14 protein-coding genes are annotated in these 19,722 nt (G+C 43.5%); 9 read left to right on the forward strand and 5 right to left on the reverse strand.

The features are described from left to right. Positions 1–18: 18 nt before the first annotated feature. Together DDR33_RS07760 and DDR33_RS07765 are read right to left on the reverse strand one after the other, a co-directional pair. Positions 19–792: a response regulator transcription factor gene (locus DDR33_RS07760; protein WP_109415301.1), complete on the reverse strand. Its 774-nt coding sequence runs from the start codon at positions 790–792 to the stop codon at positions 19–21. A gap of 2 nt (positions 793–794) precedes the next feature. Then, positions 795–3,944, reverse strand: a complete 3,150-nt coding sequence (locus DDR33_RS07765) for a ligand-binding sensor domain-containing protein (protein WP_238387711.1) — start codon at positions 3,942–3,944, stop codon at positions 795–797. A 305-nt stretch (positions 3,945–4,249) separates the two neighbouring features. Here DDR33_RS07765 and DDR33_RS07770 point away from each other — a divergent pair, with 305 nt between their 5' ends. From DDR33_RS07770 to purT, 5 genes are all read left to right on the forward strand, one after another. Continuing rightward, a complete protein-coding gene (locus DDR33_RS07770; protein WP_109415207.1) occupies positions 4,250–5,818 on the forward strand; it encodes a family 43 glycosylhydrolase in 1,569 nt (522 codons plus the stop codon). A 486-nt stretch (positions 5,819–6,304) separates the two neighbouring features. Continuing rightward, positions 6,305–9,586: a SusC/RagA family TonB-linked outer membrane protein gene (locus tag DDR33_RS07775; protein WP_109415208.1), complete on the forward strand. Its 3,282-nt coding sequence runs from the start codon at positions 6,305–6,307 to the stop codon at positions 9,584–9,586. Between the two features lie 18 nt (positions 9,587–9,604). Then, positions 9,605–11,623 carry a RagB/SusD family nutrient uptake outer membrane protein gene (locus DDR33_RS07780; RefSeq protein WP_109415209.1) on the forward strand — a complete coding sequence of 673 codons (2,019 nt, stop codon included), beginning with the start codon at positions 9,605–9,607 and terminating at the stop codon, positions 11,621–11,623. 168 nt (positions 11,624–11,791) lie between these two features. Then, complete coding sequence (locus tag DDR33_RS07785) at positions 11,792–12,898, forward strand: glycoside hydrolase family 88/105 protein (RefSeq protein ID WP_109415210.1); 1,107 nt, start codon at positions 11,792–11,794, stop codon at positions 12,896–12,898. 226 nt (positions 12,899–13,124) lie between these two features. Further along, on the forward strand, positions 13,125–14,300 hold the full coding sequence (purT, locus tag DDR33_RS07790; protein WP_109415211.1) for a formate-dependent phosphoribosylglycinamide formyltransferase: 1,176 nt from the start codon (positions 13,125–13,127) through the stop codon (positions 14,298–14,300). Between the two features lie 61 nt (positions 14,301–14,361). Here the strand turns inward: purT and DDR33_RS07795 are convergent, their stop codons facing one another. Beyond that, positions 14,362–15,399, reverse strand: a complete 1,038-nt coding sequence (locus DDR33_RS07795) for a helix-turn-helix transcriptional regulator (protein WP_109415212.1) — start codon at positions 15,397–15,399, stop codon at positions 14,362–14,364. A 96-nt stretch (positions 15,400–15,495) separates the two neighbouring features. Here DDR33_RS07795 and DDR33_RS07800 point away from each other — a divergent pair, with 96 nt between their 5' ends. Further along, positions 15,496–16,950, forward strand: coding sequence for an RtcB family protein (locus DDR33_RS07800; protein ID WP_109415213.1), 1,455 nt, complete (start codon positions 15,496–15,498; stop codon positions 16,948–16,950). 95 nt (positions 16,951–17,045) lie between these two features. On the opposite strand, the gene DDR33_RS07805 is transcribed toward DDR33_RS07800, so the two are convergent. Next, on the reverse strand, positions 17,046–17,525 hold the full coding sequence (locus DDR33_RS07805; protein ID WP_109415214.1) for an SRPBCC family protein: 480 nt from the start codon (positions 17,523–17,525) through the stop codon (positions 17,046–17,048). A 4-nt stretch (positions 17,526–17,529) separates the two neighbouring features. Next, positions 17,530–17,847: an ArsR/SmtB family transcription factor gene (locus DDR33_RS07810; protein ID WP_109415215.1), complete on the reverse strand. Its 318-nt coding sequence runs from the start codon at positions 17,845–17,847 to the stop codon at positions 17,530–17,532. Positions 17,848–18,006: 159 nt separating this feature from the next. Here DDR33_RS07810 and DDR33_RS07815 point away from each other — a divergent pair, with 159 nt between their 5' ends. From DDR33_RS07815 to modA, 3 genes are read left to right on the forward strand one after another with little or no spacing between them, the layout of a single operon-like run. Further along, a complete protein-coding gene (locus tag DDR33_RS07815; RefSeq protein ID WP_109415302.1) occupies positions 18,007–18,666 on the forward strand; it encodes a DUF6766 family protein in 660 nt (219 codons plus the stop codon). 53 nt (positions 18,667–18,719) lie between these two features. Further along, on the forward strand, positions 18,720–18,950 hold the full coding sequence (locus tag DDR33_RS07820) for a hypothetical protein (protein ID WP_109415216.1): 231 nt from the start codon (positions 18,720–18,722) through the stop codon (positions 18,948–18,950). After that, positions 18,941–19,714, forward strand: a complete 774-nt coding sequence (gene modA, locus DDR33_RS07825; RefSeq protein ID WP_109415217.1) for a molybdate ABC transporter substrate-binding protein — start codon at positions 18,941–18,943, stop codon at positions 19,712–19,714. Before DDR33_RS07820 ends, modA begins: the two co-directional genes overlap by 10 nt. Positions 19,715–19,722: the final 8 nt, after the last annotated feature.

A 19,722-nucleotide genomic window follows, 5' to 3' on the forward strand; every position in this document is an offset into this window, starting at 1 on the left:
GCTTTTCCCCGGGTTTTTTTATTCTTTTTTATCTTTTCCCAGTGAACTGATATATTCCTGCGGTGGTACATTGAAATATCTCTGGAAGTTTTTATTAAAGAGGCTCTGACTGCCGTATCCCACCATTTTTGCAATTTCAAACATTGAGAACTCATTTTGAGCAATGAGCTTTGTAGCCTTTTTGAGCCGCGTCACGTCTATCAGTTCTTTTGGTGATAACGCAGAAAGAGACTTGATCTTCCGGTAAAAAGTAGGCCGGCTCATATTCATGTGTTCAGCGAGCTGATCAATATTCAGATTAGGATCTTTGAGGTTTTTGCGGATATAATCATCCAGCTTCTTCAGAAAGGCCTCGTCTGTTTTTGAGTGAGCCATAACGCGGACATCCTCAAAAGGCGAGCTTGCGAAATGCGCCTTTATCTTTAACCGGTTAGCCAGCAGATTCGCAATCTGTACCAGCAGTAGCTCAGGAGAAAATGGTTTCTGGATATAGAGATCGGCACCAACCTCTAATCCTTCAATATGCGACTGGTAAGTGTTTTTTACGGTTAGCAGCACCACAGGGATATGGCAATATTCTACATTCGTTTTAACCAGCCGGCAAAGCTCGAATCCGTCTATTCCCGGCATCATGATATCTGATATGATGAGGTCAACAACTTCAGTATCCAATATCTTTTGAGCCGCTTCTCCGTTTTCAGCAAGATACAGTTTATAGGTGTCACCCAAAACCTGAGACAAAAACTCCAGGATATCCTCGTTGTCGTCTACAATCAGAATTCTGTATGTCATGTTCATTTTATCTTTTTCCAATTGCTTAGTTTAAATTCAAATTCCTGATGAACCGGTAAAGTTAATTGGAAAACCACCATATTGGTATCACTTGATATCAATTTAATCGAACCATTATGTAATTCTGCCAGTGATTTAGCGAGAGGAAGCCCGATCCCGGTTCCAGGTTTGTCTTTGCCGCGTAACCTGAAGAATGGTTCAAATATGCGTTCACTGAATTCTTCAGGTATGCCTTTTCCATCATTGCTGAACAGAATGGTGAATTGATCGTCACCCGCCTGAACCTCATTTAAGCTTACTTTGGCCGTTGTTGCAGCATATTTAATAGCGTTCGAAATCAGGTTACTGCAGATCTTTATCAGCGCTTCCCTGTCTGTAAAGGCAACTACAGGAGTGGCAGGGAACACCGCGTTTAAAGTTATATTGTTTTTTTCGGCTTCCTGTCTGAACGCTTCGATCTGGGTTTTCAGCAGACCGTTAATGTCGGTGTTCACGAAGTTTAAACCGAACTGGTTCATTTCGGTTTTCCGGAAGTCAAGCAGCTGGCTGGTCAGTTCTGCCAGACGTTTCGCATTTCGTTCTACCATGCGTAAACTGCCTTTCATGCTTTCCTCCGATGTTTTAGCTGCCATGAGCTGGACCGGTCCCAGGATCAACGTGATAGGCGTTTGTATCTCGTGCGCGATGTTGGTAAAAAACTCAATCTTGGCCTGGTATATCTCTTTCTCTTTTTCGTGTTCAAATAGTTTCAGCTTATTCAGGTTTTTACGTTCAATATAACGATGGTAGTAACGCACAGACCAGAACAGGCAGAATCCCAATATAAGTAAGTAGAAGAAGTAAGCTGCATTGGTTTCCCAGAAAGGGGGAAGGATCTTAATGAAAAGACGGCGTTCCTGACCAGTCCAACTCCCTACATTACTCTTTGCCCTCACGATAAAAGTATAGTTTCCCGCTGATAGATCCGTAAAGTAAGCTTTACGGTTCCTGCTGAGATACGTACGGTTTTTATCAAGTCCCTGCATTAAAAATTCATACCGGGTAACTTCAGGAGATGAATAGTTCAGCGCAGCAAATTCAATACTGAAATTATTCTGATCGTAGGGAAGAACGATGGTATCGGTATACAGGATAGATTTGTTAAGCGGACTATCTTCTGTGTTGGGAACCACCTCTTTATTGTTGATCTGAAACCCCGTGATATACGTGGGCGGTCCTTGTTCTTTCCGTTCAAAATCTTTCGGATTAAAAGCGATCATCCCCTTTACCGACCCGAAATACATTTTGCCGTTGTTGTCTTTATATGCAGAATTGAAATTGAACTGATCGGTGATCAATCCATTGGATTTCGTATAAACTTTAAAAGTTTCCGTGCGAAGGTCCATACAGATCAGACCTTTGAGCGAACTGATCCAGAGATGTTTGGAATCATCTTCCAGCATCCGGAATAATATGTTGGTGGGCAGACCTGTTTCGGTATTGAATTTTTTTATTGTTTTCCTGTCAGGACTTAACCTGATCAGTCCTCCTCCCTCGGTTGTAAACCACATAGCATGATCGCTGTCTTCCAGGATACCATATACGGCAAATTCATTTATGATCTTATTATTGACAGTATCTCCGAAGCGAATGTTCCCATGAGCGCCTGTTTTGGGATTATAGTAGAATGCACCACGGACCACACTTCCGGCCCAGATGTTTCCCTTGCTGTCTTCTTTGATGTCAAAGACATAAGAATTGAGAGGTATTTCAGGAATGCGGGTAAACGTTTTACTTTTTCTGTTGTAAGAAAACAGGCCTGACCTGTTATAGGCTGTGCCGATAAGTAAGGTACTGTCTCTGGTGAGATAAATGGAGAGAACAAAGTCACTTGCTTTGTCGTCTTTTTCACCGATAAGCCTGAACCTGTCTGTTACTTGTCCGGTGCGTATATTCATTATTTCCAGTCCCTTAAAGAAGGGGCCAATAAATAGCTGGTCTCCTAATGCGAGTAGTCCATGTATATTGGGATAAGATATATCGCCTTTTTTTCCGGTCGATGTATAGTTCGTGAATTTTCCTGTTCGGAGGTTAAGCTTATTAAGTCCCGCATCTTCAGTACCGATCCATAAATTGCCCCTGTTATCCGGACAAATTTCCCGAACTGCATAGCCGGATATGGAGTTAGTACCCGGTACCGGGTAATATTTCTCGAACCGCGCATTTTCCTTTGAATAATAATTTAAACCGCCGAAGAAGGTACCGGCCCACATGCCGCCCCGGTTGTCCCTGTATACTGCATAAACGGCATTGTCTGCAATAGAATAAGGATCGCTTGCCCGGTTCCTCAAGCTTATACTTGTATTGGTTGCGATATTATAAATGTAGATACCTGATTCGGTAGCTATCCAGTACTCATCTTTGCCGCCGGCTGTGATATCACGGACATATACATCATTGTTGTCCCGTGAGCGCAACGGGAGTGTCCTGACTTCGCCCGTTTTGATATTATAGCTTTTTAGCCCCTGTTTAAAACATCCAATCAATACTGTGTTTTCGTCGACCGGAAGGATCTTGCTGATAGAGCGTGAGTTGGCCGGACTGTTCGGATCGCTGATCCGGACCTTTTTGACTAGTTTAATCTGAGGAGTATAGATGCTGATGACGCCATCATCATCACCAACCCATAGATTTTTCCTGCTGTCAATGGCAATACGCGAGGCGCGGATCTTCAGATCTTCAACCTTCTTCTCTTTCTGGTTATACCTGTAAACGGTTGCATTTGCCAGGTACCACAAGTTGTTTTCGCTGTCAACCAAAAGACGGAGGATAAAGGTCTGGAACGCCTTTTCCAGTGGAGTAAAGGTTTCCAGGTAGGGGTTAAACATGAAGAGTCCTTTACCTGTCCCTATCCACAGCATCCCGTTTTTATCTTCTGCAATAGTGGTTATGACATTGTTGCCGATATTGCCGAATTTGTTCTTTTTGTCTTTAAACGTTTTAAATGTATAGCCATCAAAACGGTTTAGCCCGCCCCGCGTACTCACCCATATCAGTCCTTTCTTATCCTGTATAATAGAGGTGACCGAATTGTGGGCCAACCCATCGTCCGCCTGATAATGTTTGAAATAGTAAGATTGCCCTTTGCAGGTGAGAACTGCAAAAAGGATCATTGCCGGGCAAAGAAAAAGTGAAAAAAGAAACCGCATGAGTTATACGAATATCAAAGATAAATAAATAGGCCGGTTTGTTGTCGTCCTTTAGCTGCCAGGTATAAATACCCAAAGCATTATAAGTGGCTTATCGTGATTTAGCTGTCCTTTCTGTAAGATGATTTGAGACGAATCGACAAAAATATGAACAGAATATAAACGCACTATTCCTTTAATTTGATATGCAATTAACCATATTTATAAACAGTACCGCAAATCATCGTTTCCTGTAATCCGTATTTTTTGCTGGTACACAAACTTTTCTTATGAAAGAAAGATCTTTTACCGCAATCCTGGCAGCCTTTCTTCTTTTAACAGCTGCTTGCCAAAAAGAAACGCTAAAAGGTGAAAATGATTCAGGTGATGGGGGGACAAAAAAGAACGGTGCCAAAACAAGTGATGCACCACCATTAGGCACACTTATAGACGGCGCGGTTTATCGCATCAGGGGAGTGTCATCGTTACCAGGCGGGCCGGTAGTGGAAGTAACCGGTAACTCAACTGCCGAAAATGCAAAAATCCAGCAATGGGGATGGTTCCCTAACAGCGGACAGAAATGGAAGCTTGTGAAAGTTGACGCTACGTATTACAAACTGATCAATATGACCAGTAATAAATGCCTCGAGTCTCCTTCAGCTACCTCGGGTGATATTTTGCAGCAGGCTACCGATGACGGCTCCGACTCGCAGCTCTGGACAATCGCTTATTCCTCCGGCAGTACAAATCTTTTCTCTCTTACTAACAAAGCTACCGGTATGAAAATGGCGGTAGATCCCGGCGATAGTACCCCCGGCAGGAAAATAAGGCAGCTATCCACCATAAGCGGCACTCAGGACTTATTTAATTTTCATAACGTTAACTTTCGGAATCCGCTGATCAATGCAAGCAGGGCAGATCCTTATGTTGCACAGAAGGACGGTAATTACTATTTCATGTATACCCGTGGCAGTAATTTAGCTATCAGAAAGACCACTTCCATGTCTTTACTGGCCAATGCAACAGATGTAGTAGTATTTACACCGCCTTCAGGTACAGATCATTCTTCCAATCTCTGGGCTCCCGAGCTGCATTTCCTTTCAGGCAAGTGGTATATCTATTTTGCTGCAAATGATGGAAACGGAGATAACCACCGCATGTTCGTACTCGAAAATTCCAATTCAGATCCCACTACCGGTACCTGGACATTCAAGGGTAAAATTACTGACCCGAGTGACCAATGGGCAATTGACGGTTCCGTGCTGACCGTTGGCTCATCCAATTACTTCATCTGGTCTGGCTGGGAAAGCGTTGCCTCCAGGTACAAGCAATATATCTACCTGGCCCCCATGTCGAACCCATGGACTATAAGCGGTCCGAGAGTGAAGATCTCTTCTCCAACCAATACCTGGGAAAAGCATGAACCAAGCTCAATAGGCGCCGGAGTGAATGAAGGGCCTATTATGCTGCAGAAAGATGCCAGCAGCCCGGTATTTGTAATATTCTCTGCCAGCCGTTATACCAGTGACGATTATTGCCTGGGTCAGATACAGCTGAAGGCCGGCGGAGATCCAACAGTAGCAGCCGACTGGATAAATAAAAAGCAGGTATTTGTGCGAAACGATGCCAATTCTGTGTATGGACCCGGTCATAATGGTTTCTTCACCAGTAGTTACACCGATCCCAATGGGGTATCTAAAACTGAAAACTGGTTTATTTACCATGCACGCAGTGCTCCGAATAACACCGGTTCAAGGACGCCGAGAATGCAAAAGCTGACATGGAACTCAGATGGTTCGCCGAATTTTGGTACAGCTGTGGCAAATGGTGTTGATATACCGATTCCTGTTGGGGAATAAAGTTTTATCCCTAAAGTAACTTAATAACAAAAGCGGCCTGAAAAAGCTTCAGGGCGCTTTTGTTGCAAATCATCGGTAACAGGAACGAGTTACCTATCACTCATAAGCCTATGATTTTCGTTTCTATAAAGCAGTAAAATCACGACTTCAGATGTCCGAATCAGGCTGTTCAAAGTTGAGATAAATCGACAAAAGGTTGAACAAATTATAAAGTGACCATTCCTTTACTTTGGCTCATGGGAGCATGACTGATTATTGAAGGGATGAAATATTAGAACTTTTACAGCAAGACCTTTAAAAAATATGCTCATATAAACCCAATAGTAAACTATGTTCGCCCCCCTTTTGCGGTAGTATAAAGGGAGGGGAATGAAAAAAGGATTTTATGAAACTAAATTTACTTGCCGCATTTATAGCCGACGGATGATTTATCGGCGAATTATTTACACCAATTAAAATCAGAAAATTAACATTTCATTTTTTATTATGATCAAGAACTACTTATTGTATAATAGAATAACAACAGCACGAGGGGTTATTTTATTTATATGTGCGTTCCTGGTGCCATTTCTGGTATTAGGACAAAACAAAGCTATAAAAGGAACTGTAACGGATGCTAAAACTGGTGAAGCGTTGGTGGGCGTTGCAATAAAGGTTCAAAACAGTTCTTCAGGAGCGAGTACTGACATGAATGGAACATTCAAACTTCAGGTATCGCCTAACGCTGTCCTTTCCGTGTCTTATGTCGGCTATGAATCGCAAACAATTGCAGTTGGAAATAAAACGGATTTCCAGATTAAACTTAACCAAAGCAGTAAAGCACTGGAGGAGGTTGTTGTGGTAGGATATGGAACAATGAAAAAGAAGGACCTCACCGGTTCTGTTATTCAAATCCGCCCAGACAAGATTGCAAATGAAAATCCGAAAACAGTTCAGGATATCCTGCGTGGTACCCCTGGCTTACAGGTAGGATACGATGCTTCTGCGAAGGGAGGTGGTACCATGCAGATCCGCGGTCAGCGTTCGGTTTATGATAAAGGTGGACATAATAATCCGCTGCTTATCCTTGACGGCATGTTGTTCTACGGAGAGCTTTCCGAAATCAATCCCGATGATATTGAGCAGATAGATGTCTTGAAGGATGCGTCTTCTGCGGCCGTTTATGGATCAAAAGCAGCGAGTGGTGTGATTATTATTACCACCAAGAAAGGTAAGCAGGGAAAACCGGTGATCAATATGACAATGAATGTAGGTACCACTCAACAAAGTGATTACCGGAAAAGGTTTGATACAGACTCATATTTGCAGCATCGTCAGGATTGGTTTACAAAGAATACATATGGTGTGAATCCTCAAACTGGTGCTTATGAAGCATACCAAGCGGGAGTTTACTCCAGCCAACCTGGCTTCTTTATGAGGCCTGACCAACTGCCTTCAACTGTTTCTCTGGATGCATGGAGGGCTTACACATCCAATGAAGCAGGTGAGTCAGATCAGAGTATCTGGGGAAAGAGGTTGGGATTCAGAGGTAATGCGCTTCAAAACTTCCTTGACGGTAAGACTGTCGACTGGGCTGATATAGCTTATAGAACAGGGCTTAATCAGGACTATAATGCCAGTGTTAGCGGCGCAGGTGAAAAAATAAACTATTATTTATCCATGGGATATTTGAAGAACCAGGGGGCCGTTATAAGTGATCAGTATCAGGCCGTTCGCTCTAATATGAAAGTGAATGCCAATGTGACTGATTGGCTGGAAATCGGTGCAAATGTAAATTTTCAAAATAGATCTGATGGTAATGTTGACCTTGATCTGGATTATTTCCTGCGCAATAGTCCGTATGCTGATTACACTGATGCGGCTGGTAACCCAGTTCAATTTCCTCTGAGTTCTGAATATAGCCAAAGAGGTTATAATTATAATTTTGATAAACAATATTTGGAACTGGAAAAAGGCTACACGATACTGAACAGTATTTTTAATGCCAAAGTAAAACTTCCCTTTAATATTGCATACTCTTTCAACGCGACACCTAGGTATGAATTCTTCTACGATCGTTATTTTATGTCGGCGCAACTACCAGGCTCCGATCCCGCATCCAGAGGAGCAAACAGGGAACAGGCAAAACGTTTTGACTGGGCGTTTAATAATACTATCAATTGGGACTACACTTTCAATAAAAAGCATCACCTGAATCTTACCCTTGTGCAGGAAGCCGAAGAGCGCCGGTTCTGGAAAGATCGTATCGAAGCCCGCAACATAAAACCGTCTGATGCATTAGGCTTTCATAACACTAAGAACGGTACAAAAGAAAACAGCACTTTCCTAAGTGAAGATACGCATCAAACAGCAGATGCACTGTTGGCTCGTTTGTTCTATTCTTACGACAATCGTTACATGTTGACCACGTCCATCCGTAGAGACGGGTATTCTGCTTTTGGCACCTCAAATCCCTATGCTACATTTCCATCGGTAGCGTTGGCATGGGCATTTACAAACGAAAAGTTCTTCAAATGGACTGATATTATGAGTACCGGGAAGTTACGTGTTTCCTACGGCGAAAATGGTAACCGCTCGCTTGAGGATCCATACGTCGCTCTCTCAAACCTTTCTGAAGGTGCTGGCAAAATGCAGGGCTATATTAACTCTTCCGGGCAATTATCTTTATATCGGTACTTAATGGCTGATAGATTAAAGAATGCATCGTTGCAATGGGAGAAGACAGAGTCCTTAAATTTTGGACTCGATTTTGGATTCCTTAATGACCGCATATCCGGTAGTTTAGATTACTATGTCATGAAAACACATGATATGATTATGAATCAACGTCTGCTTAAGGCTACAGGATTTGATAACATTACCACCAATTTGGGGCAGGTTGATAATCATGGAATTGATGTGGCGTTAAATTCTCTCAATATTCGTAAGGATAATTTTCAGTGGTCTACTACTCTTGGATTCTCCTATAATAAGAATGAAATAAAGCATCTCTATTATCAATATGAGAATATTGTGGATTCCGAAGGTAATGTAACAGGCAGAAGAGAGATGGACGATATAAAGAACGGTTGGTTTATCGGAAAATCGATTAACACAATTTGGGACTACCGCGTCACTGGAATCTGGCAGGCTAATGAGGTAGAAGAAGCAAAAAGATATGGCCAGGTACCTGGGGATCCCAAAGTAGCTAATAATTATACAGCAGATGATGTTGTCAATGCCGACGGTTCGGTAACTCCCGTGTACAATGATAAGGATAAAGAATTTCTTGGGCAATCCACGTCACCTTACCATTGGTCAATACGAAATGAATTTGTCTTTCACAAAAATCTGAGTTTCTCATTCAATATTTACTCCTATATAGGACAGAAAAGGTTGGCAGGTGCTTACCTCAATAACGATGATGATGGGGGACGTATGACTTATGCTCTGCAAAACGTGCCTGCAAAGGAATACTGGACCCCGGATAATCCAACCAATGACTATGGACGCATCGAAGCTAAAGGACCTACAGGGGCTTCCGGAGCTCAAAAATTGTATGACCGCTCGTTTGTTCGGCTTGACAATATTTCTGTAGGTTATACTTTACCTAAAATGTGGAGTTCAAAATGGAAATTAGGAAGTGTTAAACTTTACGGTACAGTCCGCAATGCTGCTGTTTGGACAAAAGAATGGGAATATGGTGATCCGGAAACTGATCCTGCATTTGATAAAGGGGGAGGTTTGGCAACACGTGTCTATACATTAGGACTGAATTTAACTTTCTAACCATTAATAACAATAAGTATGAAAAAGATAACTCAAAAACTGAGTCATATATATATTGGTCTCACCCTGTTCTTAGGTGGTTCAATACTGATTAGTAGCTGTACAAAAGATTTTTTGAAGCCCGATCCTCTTTCCGTTTATGAACCTGATGAAACCTTTACATCGGAAGCTGGTCTAATGGCGGTCCAGGCGATAGCTGACCGTCAGCTCAAACAATATTATGCAACAGATCATAATGAAATGCTTACCCTGGGTACGGAATACATTTTCTCAGAATTAATGGTTGCTGCAGCAACCGACAAGCGGAGCATGCTTTGTGACGTGGCGAATATGCTTACTCCTACCAGTGATAATAGTACTACTAATAACTTGGATCGAACAAATAGTATCTGGCATTACTGGCAGGAAACCTACAATGGCATCATGAATGCTAATACTATTATAAAATACGTAGATCAGGTGCCCGGCCTAGACGAACCCACCCGAAACGCTTACAGAGGGCGAGCTTATTTTCACCGTGCTTTTCGCTATATGGCTTTAGTTTTTCAGTACGGAGACGTTCCGCTTATCACCAAGATATTAGAGGAGCCTAAGCTAAACTATAGGAGTACAACCCGTGAGGCTATTCTGCAAATGATTACCAAGGATATGGAATTCGCGGTGCAGTGGGTACCTGAGCAAAAAAATATGAGCTTGATCGGCCTTGTAAATAAGGGAGCTTGCCGTATGTTACTTGCAAAATGTTATCTGGCAATAGGGGAATATGCAAAAGCAAAGGAACAGACCGATATATTAATTAATCAGTCCGGTTATTCGCTTATGCAGGATAACTTTGGTACATTCAACGATGGTGGTGAACCACAGACATGGCAGATTACCCGGAATGTAATTTGGGATTTACATCGTCCCGAAAATAAACTGATATCAGCAAATAAAGAGGTTGTCATGGGGATACCTAATCGGGGGGCAGAAGCTGAATCTTTTATTAAAATGCTAACTATGAGGGTTCTATATCCTTTTGCTTTTGACAATAGAGTACAGACAAAAGATGGTAAGCAGGCATTGTTAAATATTAGACGCAATGATGCAAGTTACAATCCAAATTATGATTACATGCGGGCATTCGGACGTGGCATAGGTACTTTTCGTCCTACTTATTTTCAAACCAATTCTCTATGGCGTGTTAATGGTGTGATGGATGCGACCGACCTGCGTCATAGTTCTCAGTCTGGTAATTGGATCCGGATGGAAGATTATCGTGTTAATAACAAAGCGTCTTCTGAGTTTGGAAAACCACTTACATTGTACAATCCGGCAAACGGAAAACTGTTGTGCAGTGACACTATCCGGCGTTGGTATGATGTCCCTCATTATAAGTTTTTTCTGGATGATCCAGTAAATGAAGCTAATATTAGTGGCTCTGACGGCCTCAGAGGGGCGACAAATGGGGGAATTGCCGATTGGTATTTGTATCGGTTGGCCGAAGCATATCTGCTTCGGGCAGAGGCCAAATACTACTTAAATCCTTCTGATGGAACTATTAAAGACGATCTGAATGTGCTTAGGCAGAGGGCGAAATGCAGCCAGCTATATCAGGGCACTGTTACGATTGGAGATATTATGAACGAGCGTGCTCGTGAATTGTATTGGGAAGAATGGCGTAATGTAGAACTGAAGCGAGTATCGCTTTGTCTTGCACGGAGTGGTAAACCCGATGAATGGGGTAATACCTATAGTCTTGAGAATTTTGATAAACAGAGTGGTACGGGCACTGCAGGAGGAAGCTATTGGTACCAACGTATCGTGCACTATAGTATGTACAATAAAGGACCGATACAAATCAATGCTACTGGCAATAGTAACCCCAATTATACTATGGATAAAAAAAACATGTATTGGCCAATTCCATACTCCGAGATAACTGCTAACACCAAAGGGAGACTTAGCCAGAACTATGGTTATGATGGTTATGATGCTAATACGCCTAAGTGGGATAAGTGGGAAGAAGCTGTGGCAGATGAAGATAAAACTAACTAAGCCTGTAATAGCTAATAACGATATATACTTCGATGCTCCGGATCATTTTATAAACGTACGGACTATCGCGTATTCATAAAGCATTATTTTTAGCCTCCTTTTGCGTATGTAGAAGGAGGCTTTCTTTAATAAATTCAATAAAGTAAAGTTCGATATAACCCCATAACCATGTACAGAAGATTATTTTTATCGCTGCTTGCAGTACTCTCTTTTCAATTTTTGATTGCCCGGCAGAAAGACCTTGCGAGCTTTCCCAAGGGTTCCACTCCCCAAGAAGTAGGTAAGCGCCTGGCTTATCACTTTGTGGATGGCAGGCACGAACTTTATGCAGCCAGTTACATTCATTACGCCGAAGTTTGCAGTTGGAACGGTGCTCTGGATTACGCATTGAAAACAAAGGACGCGAAGCTAATCAAGCTTTTGCAGGATAAATTTGAACCGTTCTTTTCGAGAGAAAAAGCCCTGTTGCCGCCAATGAACCATGTGGATTACAACATGTTCGGAAGCCTGGCACTGAAGCTCTACCAGATCACAAAGGACGAGCGTTACCGGAAAATGGGACTGGAGTATGCCGATTCGCAATGGACCTTGCCTCAGAATGCAAAGCAGGAAGAAAAAGCCTGGGCCGATAAAGGTTTTTCCTGGCAGACACGCCTGTGGATAGATGATATGTATATGATCACTGTTGTGCAAAATGAAGCCTATAAGGTAACTGGCGACCGCAAATATCTCGACCGGGCAGCAAGGGAAATGGTTATGTACCTGGATGAGCTGCAACGTCCGAACGGACTTTTTTATCATGCTCCCGACGTCCCTTATTATTGGGGACGGGGAGACGGATGGATGGCCGTAGGGATGCCAGATTTATTACGTGTGATGCCAAAAGATCATAAAGACCGTGCCCGTATAATGGAAGGTTACCTGAAGATGATGAAAAGCCTTAAAGAGTACCAGAGACCAAATGGAATGTGGAACCAGCTCATTGATCAGCCTGATTTTTGGGCTGAAACCTCAGGTACCGCCATGTTTACCTACGCTTTCATCGCGGGTGTGAAGGAAGGATGGCTTGATGCAGTGGAATATGCTCCGGCGGCACGCAAAGCATGGTTAGCTATGGTACCTTACATCGACGAACGGAATAACGTAACAGAAGTGTGTATCGGTACAGGTAAAAAGAACGATAAACAATATTACCATGATCGTCCGCGCAATGCGGGAGACCTTCATGGTCAGGCACCTTACCTTTGGTGCGCAGCTGCTCTTATAGGCAAGTAGCAGAGATTTTCTTATTAGCCGTTGATGTTATAGTGAAACAGGGTCTAAGAGCGATGGCATCAACGGCTAATTTTAACGGCTAACTAAACCAAACAATCAACTCCTTCAGCACAACGAAATGGATAACCCCGACGGGGTTATAACATAGCCCTCGACGCCGAAACTCGCATTAAAATCGCCTTTTTAAACCGCATTTCGTAGCTTTGATCCTTCATATTTAAGCTTTATGCAAAAAAAGATCATGTTGCTGGGCTCGGGAGAGCTGGGTAAGGAATTTGTCATAGCAGCCCAGAGACTGGGACAATATATTATAGCTGTAGATTCATATAATGATGCACCTGCCCAACAGGTGGCTGATGAACGCGAAGTGATTAACATGCTGGATGGTGAGGAACTGGACCGCATTGTTGCTAAACACCAACCAGATATTATCGTTCCTGAAATAGAAGCCATCCGTACAGAGCGCTTCTATGATTACGAAAAACAAGGTATCCGCGTCGTACCAAGCGCTAAAGCAGCCAATTTTACTATGAACCGGAAGGCTATCAGAGATCTGGCTGCCAAAGATCTTGGTTTGCGCACTGCGGCTTATCGCTACGCCAATAATCTGGAAGAACTTCAGCTCGCGGTTGAAGCGGTTGGCGTGCCTTGCGTAGTGAAACCACTTATGTCATCCTCTGGCAAAGGTCAGTCAGTAATTAAGAAAGAAGCTGACATTGCAAAAGCCTGGGATTACGCACAGAGCGGCAAGCGTGGTGACCAGTCGGAAGTGATTGTTGAAGCATTCGTGAAATTCAACTCGGAGATAACACTGCTTACGGTGACGCAGGATAGTGGAATCACGTTGTTCTGCCTGCCTATAGGTCATCGCCAGGAAAACGGGGATTACCAGGAAAGCTGGCAGCCAGCACAAATAAGTCCTGAGCATTTAAAAGAAGCGCAGGAAATGGCTGCTAAAGTAACCCGCGAACTTACAGGATCCGGTATATGGGGCGTAGAGTTCTTTCTTGCCGATGAAGGAGTCTATTTTTCAGAATTGTCTCCAAGACCGCACGATACAGGAATGGTTACCATGGCAGGTACCCAAAACCTTTCGGAATTTGAACTGCATGCCCGGGCTGTGTTGGGCCTGCCCATAGTTGAAATTACGCATGAGCGAAATGGGGCCAGCGCTGTGATCCTTGCTCAGTCCGAAGGGAGTGCACCCGTATTTACAGGTGTAGAGCAGGTACTTGCTCAGCCTAAAGCGGATATCCGCCTGTTTGGCAAACCTGTTGCGCGGCCTTACCGCCGGATGGGAGTGGTCCTTACATACGATTCTCCCGACACGGAAATTGATGCAGTTACCCAACGCGCAATAGACCTGGCGAAGCTGGTGAAGGTAACGCCCTCTAACCCGTAATTCTATTTATTACAGAATATTATCCGGCATAAAGCGGAGATCCTATACAGAGGTCAAAGCTTTATGCCGGTCTTTTTTCGGGAATCTCCTGGTAACATTCCAATGCCTTCCTGAGGTTTTCCCTGATCTTTTTTACGAGGATCCTCGGACCCAGAACTTTTAATCTGCAGCCAAAGCCTAATAACTCACGCTCCAACTCGTAGTTCAGCACAACGCGGATACTGAACACCTTACCATCTGCATTCTCAGTTAACAACTTTTGCGTATGATGAAGAGGTTTTGTTATCACGTATGGTGCATTTTCATGATCTACCTGGAACACTACTTCGCAATCGCTCTGCTTGGGAGACTTGGTAACCCCAATCAGATTTGAATAGTAGGTCGATAAGTCGACCTTGGTATTAGGCCTGTAGGCCTCTCCTGAATCGGGTTCAATGCTGATGATCCGGTCGAGCGCCAGCGTCAGCAATGGTGCATTTCTCTGGTGTGAGCTGCAAAGTACAAACCAGCGGTTCCGGTATTCCTTCAGTAAATAGGCGCTGATGCAAAAAGTACTTGCCTGCCGGGCTTTAAATGACTGGTAAGTGATGCACAGCGCCGTTTGAGAAATAATGGATTTCCTGATCACTTCTATAAATTCCAGGCCTTTCAGGTTATCATTCTTTTCAAAATCGATCACCGGTGCCGCTGCCGTTTTTTGCACATATATTTTATCTTCAAGTTTGCTTATCATTTCATTCACATCCGTAAAATGGCTGAAGCCTTTAAATTGCTTCAGCAGATCTGCCACCTCTGTAAGCACCTGCATATCCTGATTGGTTAAGGGGATATTCGTAATACTGTAATTCTTGTCTGAATAGGTATAGAATTTTTTATCCACGACAACAATCGGAGCCTCATACCCCAGTTTATTGCTGCGCATCATTTCTATATCAGCTTGTACCGTCCGCCGGCTTACACCCTTATCTATTCCCTGGAATTCATAAAGCGCATCTGAACATGCTTCTATCAGGTCATCAAGCGTCCACTTCTTGTATTTATGACGGAGACAATTGTCGATAGTCCGGTAACGGATAAGAGCATTGCGGTTAACAGGCATAGAATAAAAATTTTCAGAAAAATATTAAAAAAAAGCTACTGCGCAAAAACATTGCGTACCAGCCCTGTTATTTTGAATCGTCAAATAATAAAATTCATGGAAAAGGAAAAGATCAGCAACGCGGAGATCAGCGCTTTAGGGGTAACCGAACTGGAATTACTGGTAAGCTTTAGCCGTGTCGCCAATGGTTTGTTGAAACACAATGTAATGCCTAAGGAAATAATCCTGGCAAACCTTGAATCATTGATAGACGATCCCATGCCCTATGCTTTGAAAAAAGGGGGTAAGTTTAAGAATCTCGCTGAAAAAGTTATCGAACTTCGTAAAGAAGGAAAGTTTGTAAAACAGCAGCGCAGCAACCATATATTAAGAGAAGCATTGATAGACTTTCCGGTTTTTGGAAAGGATCATATAGAAACCGGGGCCCTGGGGCAAATGAACACTGCTATGAAATTGCCCGTATCGGTGGCCGGGGCCCTGATGCCTGACGCTCATCATGGATATGGATTACCCATTGGAGGTGTTTTGGCCACCAGGATTGATACGATTATCCCTTATGCCGTTGGTGTGGACATCGCCTGCCGGATGTGCCTGAGTATTTTCGATCTCCCTGCAGAAACGGTTGATACCGAAAAAGAAAAACTTAAGAAGTTATTGACGGATCATACCGTATTCGGGATGGGAGGGGTAACTAAAAGTTATCATGACGCATCCTTATTTGATCATCCCGAATGGGAAGCAACCAAAGTGATCAGGTCCTTAAAAAATAAGGCCTATACACAGTTAGGGACTTCTGGCACAGGGAATCATTTTGTGGAATGGGGAGAATTGACAGTTTCGGATAATGTCCTGGATGGAATACCGGCAGGAAAGTATCTGGCTCTCCTGTCGCACTCTGGCTCCAGGGGATTTGGGGGAAGCATCGCCAGCCACTATTCGGAAATAGCTATGAAGAAAACGGAACTTCCGCCGGAAGCGAAACACCTGGCATGGCTGGATATGGGTACGGAAGAAGGACAGGAATACTGGATTGCGATGAACCTTGCCGGAGAATATGCTTCTGCAAACCATCATGAAATTCATAATAAAATTTCCAAAGCACTCAATCTGTCTCCGGTTATGCGTATTGAAAATCACCACAATTTTGCATGGAAAGAAAGCCTGGCTGACGGTACTGAAGTGATGGTGCACCGTAAGGGGGCTACCCCGGCCGGCAAAGGGGTATTGGGGGTGATTCCTGGTTCGATGAGTACCCCGGGATTTGTAGTTCGCGGGAAAGGAGAGACAAGTTCTATCAACTCCGCTTCACATGGTGCGGGAAGGTTAATGAGCCGGAGCGCTGCTTTCAAAACGATCAGGAAAGAGCTTGTGGAAGCTGAATTAGCCGATAAGAAAATTACTCTTTTAGGTTCCGACCTGGATGAAGCTCCGATGGTATATAAGGATATTCATGCGGTAATGGCGGCTCAAACTGATTTGGTAGAGGTACTGGCATCTTTTCAGCCGCGTATTGTGAAGATGGCCGATCCTAAAGAAAGGCCGGAAGACTAGTTCTCGTAATATTTTCAGCTGCACAAAACACTGCGCAGCTGTTTCTCTTATCCGTTTAGTAATAGCGGTGTTTATATTAAACCACCTGGATGCTTTTATTGGTTCAGCATCCGGTTAAGTTTGTTAAACATTTTAATCCAGCTTTGGTAAGCTCCTGTCTTCTTAGCTTCTTCTTCTGCAACGGTTTGATGGATCGATACCTTAGTTTGTGAACCGACAGGCTCGAACGTAACGGTTGTTACGAGCTCTTCCGGCCAGTCTTCGGTCTTACCGGCATTAAGCGAACTGACCGAATTTCCATGTTCATCGGAGAGTACCATGGTGAAAACCAGTCTCTGCGGAGGCGTCACTTCCTGGTATTTACCCTTAATCCAGCAGTCTCCGTGCACGGGGTCATGAATGCAGGAATGGAACGTACCGCCTTGTGTGACGTCAATAGCTTTGAATTCAATCGTACATCCATCCGGAGCATACCATTTTTCTAACTTTTCTTTTTCAGTCCACGCCTGGAATACGACTTCGGCAGGTGCATCAAACAAATGAGTGATGAAGAGTTCTTTTTTGTCTGTTTTCATAATACTATTTCTTGGTTTCTTTAAGGAGCATGTCCAGCTTTTCAAAGCGCTGGTTCCATAGTTTTCGCGATTCGGTCACCCAGTCTGCTACCTCATCAAGCTGGCTAAGTTTTGCCTCACAAAATTGTTCCCGCCCTTTCTGGACGACTGTTATAACCCCGCATTCGCTGAGGATCTTAATATGTTTCGCAACAGCCTGCCTGCTCATGTCAAAATCTTCGACTATCTGGCCAATGTTAAGCGGCCCTTTCGACAGTTTCTGAATGATCATTCTCCTGGTCGGATCCGCTATCGCCTGAAAAACATCTCTTCTTTCAATCATAATACAACCAAATGGTTGTCAAATATAAATACAACTATTTGGTTGTGCAATAGCTTGTCGTTTTTTTTCTTACAAGCAGAGGCTGCTCTGCCGTTTTCGACTGTAAGGGTGCAAAAACTTATTGATGTGAAGCTGGTTTATACACCATATAACCCTAAAATGAAAAAACATAGCTTTTTCTACCGGAACGGGCTGAGCATTGTGTTTCTGTGTTTGTTCGTGGCGGCAATGCTGGCCCAGTCTCTTACTGGCTGGAAGGAACATAACCAGGAGCGTGAAGATGAACACGCGATGCCGCTTGATTTTAGCACCTATCTTACGAGCGGACATTTCATTTCATCAACATTTGAAAACTTCCAGAGTGAGTTTCTCCAGATGGCTTTATACGTTCTGTTAACAGTTGGCTTGCGGCAGCAAGGCTCCGCGGAGTCCAAGAGTCTTGATGAAGAAGAAGAGGTTGACCGTGAACCTAAGGCTTCTGTCAATGCTCCCGGCCCCGTAAAGAAAGGCGGCTGGCAGCTTAGGCTTTACAGCAATTCATTGTCTATTGCCTTTTTTACATTGTTCTTTATTAGCTGGGGGCTGCATTTATATGGCAGCTGGCAGGATCATAACGCAGAACAGCTGCTCAAAGGAAAAGCACCTGAAAGCATCATTGCCTATCTTGCTGAACCAAACTTCTGGTTCGAAACTTTCCAAAACTGGCAGAGCGAGTTTTTGTCTGTACTTTCCATCGTGGTGCTGACGATCTTCCTGAGGCAGAAAGGATCTCCTGAATCCAAGCCGGTAGACGCACCGCATATGGAAACAGGAAAATGAAAGCAAAGTGAGATCGCTATATTTGATGTTATATAATAACAACGCATTCTCCCATGTTCAGAAGATGTTTGTCGTTTCGGTATCCAGGCTTTTTCTTTGGCAGTACAGTACAAACTGTTCAGGCTCAGCAAAAGGAAGCAGCATTAATGATTGAAAGGGAAGTTAAGACCCCGCTGAAGTTAACCCTTGCCGAAATGGGAACCTTTCCTCTTGCCTTGCTGATCTTAAAGGACAAAGACGAAAGAGAAAATACCTGTTTCACTAAAGATACATTATGCAGCTAATTAATCCTGGGGTGAAACGATTCTACTGGTTTATCCTGATATTGCTGCTGCTTGCTTCCCTGGTTTATTCTCAACCTTTACGTATAGCAGCGGCAGCGAACACCCGGTATGTGATCCAGGAACTGCAGGCTGATTTTAAAAGAAAAACCGGAATTGAGACGGTAGTTGTTGTCAGCTCCTCCGGTAAACTCACGGCGCAAATAAAGAATGGTGCACCGTTCGATATCTTTCTTTCTGCAGATACGCAGTTTCCCGATGCTTTGTATAAAGACGGCTTTTCAAATGTGAAGCCGCGGGTGTATGCCCTGGGAAGTCTTATTATTTGTTCCTCTTCAACAATCGACCTGAAGAGCTGGAAGACCCTGGCCGCAACCAGGACGATCGGCAAGATCGCAATTGCTAATCCGGTACTGGCACCTTACGGAAGAGCAGCCGAAGAAACTCTTCAAAAACTCGGTTTATGGGAAAAGGTCAAATCTAAAATAGTGTTCGGGGAAAGCATTGCCCAGGTCAATGCATATATTTCAGCAGGAGCCGTTTCTCTTGGCTTCACTACTGAAGCTTTCCTGTACGAAAATCATGGCATTCAGAAGCTTAAATGGATGAGGGTAGAGGATAAGATGTACGGTAAAATTGAACAGAGTATGATCCTTTTGTCAAATGCAGCGAAAGGGAACCAACAGCATGCCTTAAAATTTTTTAATTATCTACAGTCTCCTGCGGCGAAAGCCATCCTTAAAAAAAGTGGATACAAGGTTCCTTAATCTCAAAA

It is taken from the genome of Pararcticibacter amylolyticus (assembly GCF_003130405.1).
Classification (GTDB): Bacteria; Bacteroidota; Bacteroidia; order Sphingobacteriales; family Sphingobacteriaceae; genus Arcticibacter; species Arcticibacter amylolyticus.

Bases quoted from the DNA above. Each gene is read 5' to 3' on its own strand.
- DDR33_RS07780 (WP_109415209.1), top strand. From the start codon at position 9,605: ATGAAAAAGATAACTCAAAAACTGAGTCATATATATATTGGTCTCACC.
- DDR33_RS07810 (WP_109415215.1), bottom strand. From the start codon at position 17,847: ATGATTGAAAGAAGAGATGTTTTTCAGGCGATAGCGGATCCGACCAGG.
- DDR33_RS07760 (WP_109415301.1), bottom strand. From the start codon at position 792: ATGACATACAGAATTCTGATTGTAGACGACAACGAGGATATCCTGGAG.
- modA (WP_109415217.1), top strand. From the start codon at position 18,941: ATGCAGCTAATTAATCCTGGGGTGAAACGATTCTACTGGTTTATCCTG.
- DDR33_RS07775 (WP_109415208.1), top strand. From the start codon at position 6,305: ATGATCAAGAACTACTTATTGTATAATAGAATAACAACAGCACGAGGG.
- DDR33_RS07805 (WP_109415214.1), bottom strand. From the start codon at position 17,525: ATGAAAACAGACAAAAAAGAACTCTTCATCACTCATTTGTTTGATGCA.
- DDR33_RS07820 (WP_109415216.1), top strand. From the start codon at position 18,720: ATGTTCAGAAGATGTTTGTCGTTTCGGTATCCAGGCTTTTTCTTTGGC.
- purT (WP_109415211.1), top strand. From the start codon at position 13,125: ATGCAAAAAAAGATCATGTTGCTGGGCTCGGGAGAGCTGGGTAAGGAA.
- DDR33_RS07770 (WP_109415207.1), top strand. From the start codon at position 4,250: ATGAAAGAAAGATCTTTTACCGCAATCCTGGCAGCCTTTCTTCTTTTA.
- DDR33_RS07765 (WP_238387711.1), bottom strand. From the start codon at position 3,944: ATGATCCTTTTTGCAGTTCTCACCTGCAAAGGGCAATCTTACTATTTC.
- DDR33_RS07795 (WP_109415212.1), bottom strand. From the start codon at position 15,399: ATGCCTGTTAACCGCAATGCTCTTATCCGTTACCGGACTATCGACAAT.
- DDR33_RS07785 (WP_109415210.1), top strand. From the start codon at position 11,792: ATGTACAGAAGATTATTTTTATCGCTGCTTGCAGTACTCTCTTTTCAA.
- DDR33_RS07815 (WP_109415302.1), top strand. From the start codon at position 18,007: ATGAAAAAACATAGCTTTTTCTACCGGAACGGGCTGAGCATTGTGTTT.
- DDR33_RS07800 (WP_109415213.1), top strand. From the start codon at position 15,496: ATGGAAAAGGAAAAGATCAGCAACGCGGAGATCAGCGCTTTAGGGGTA.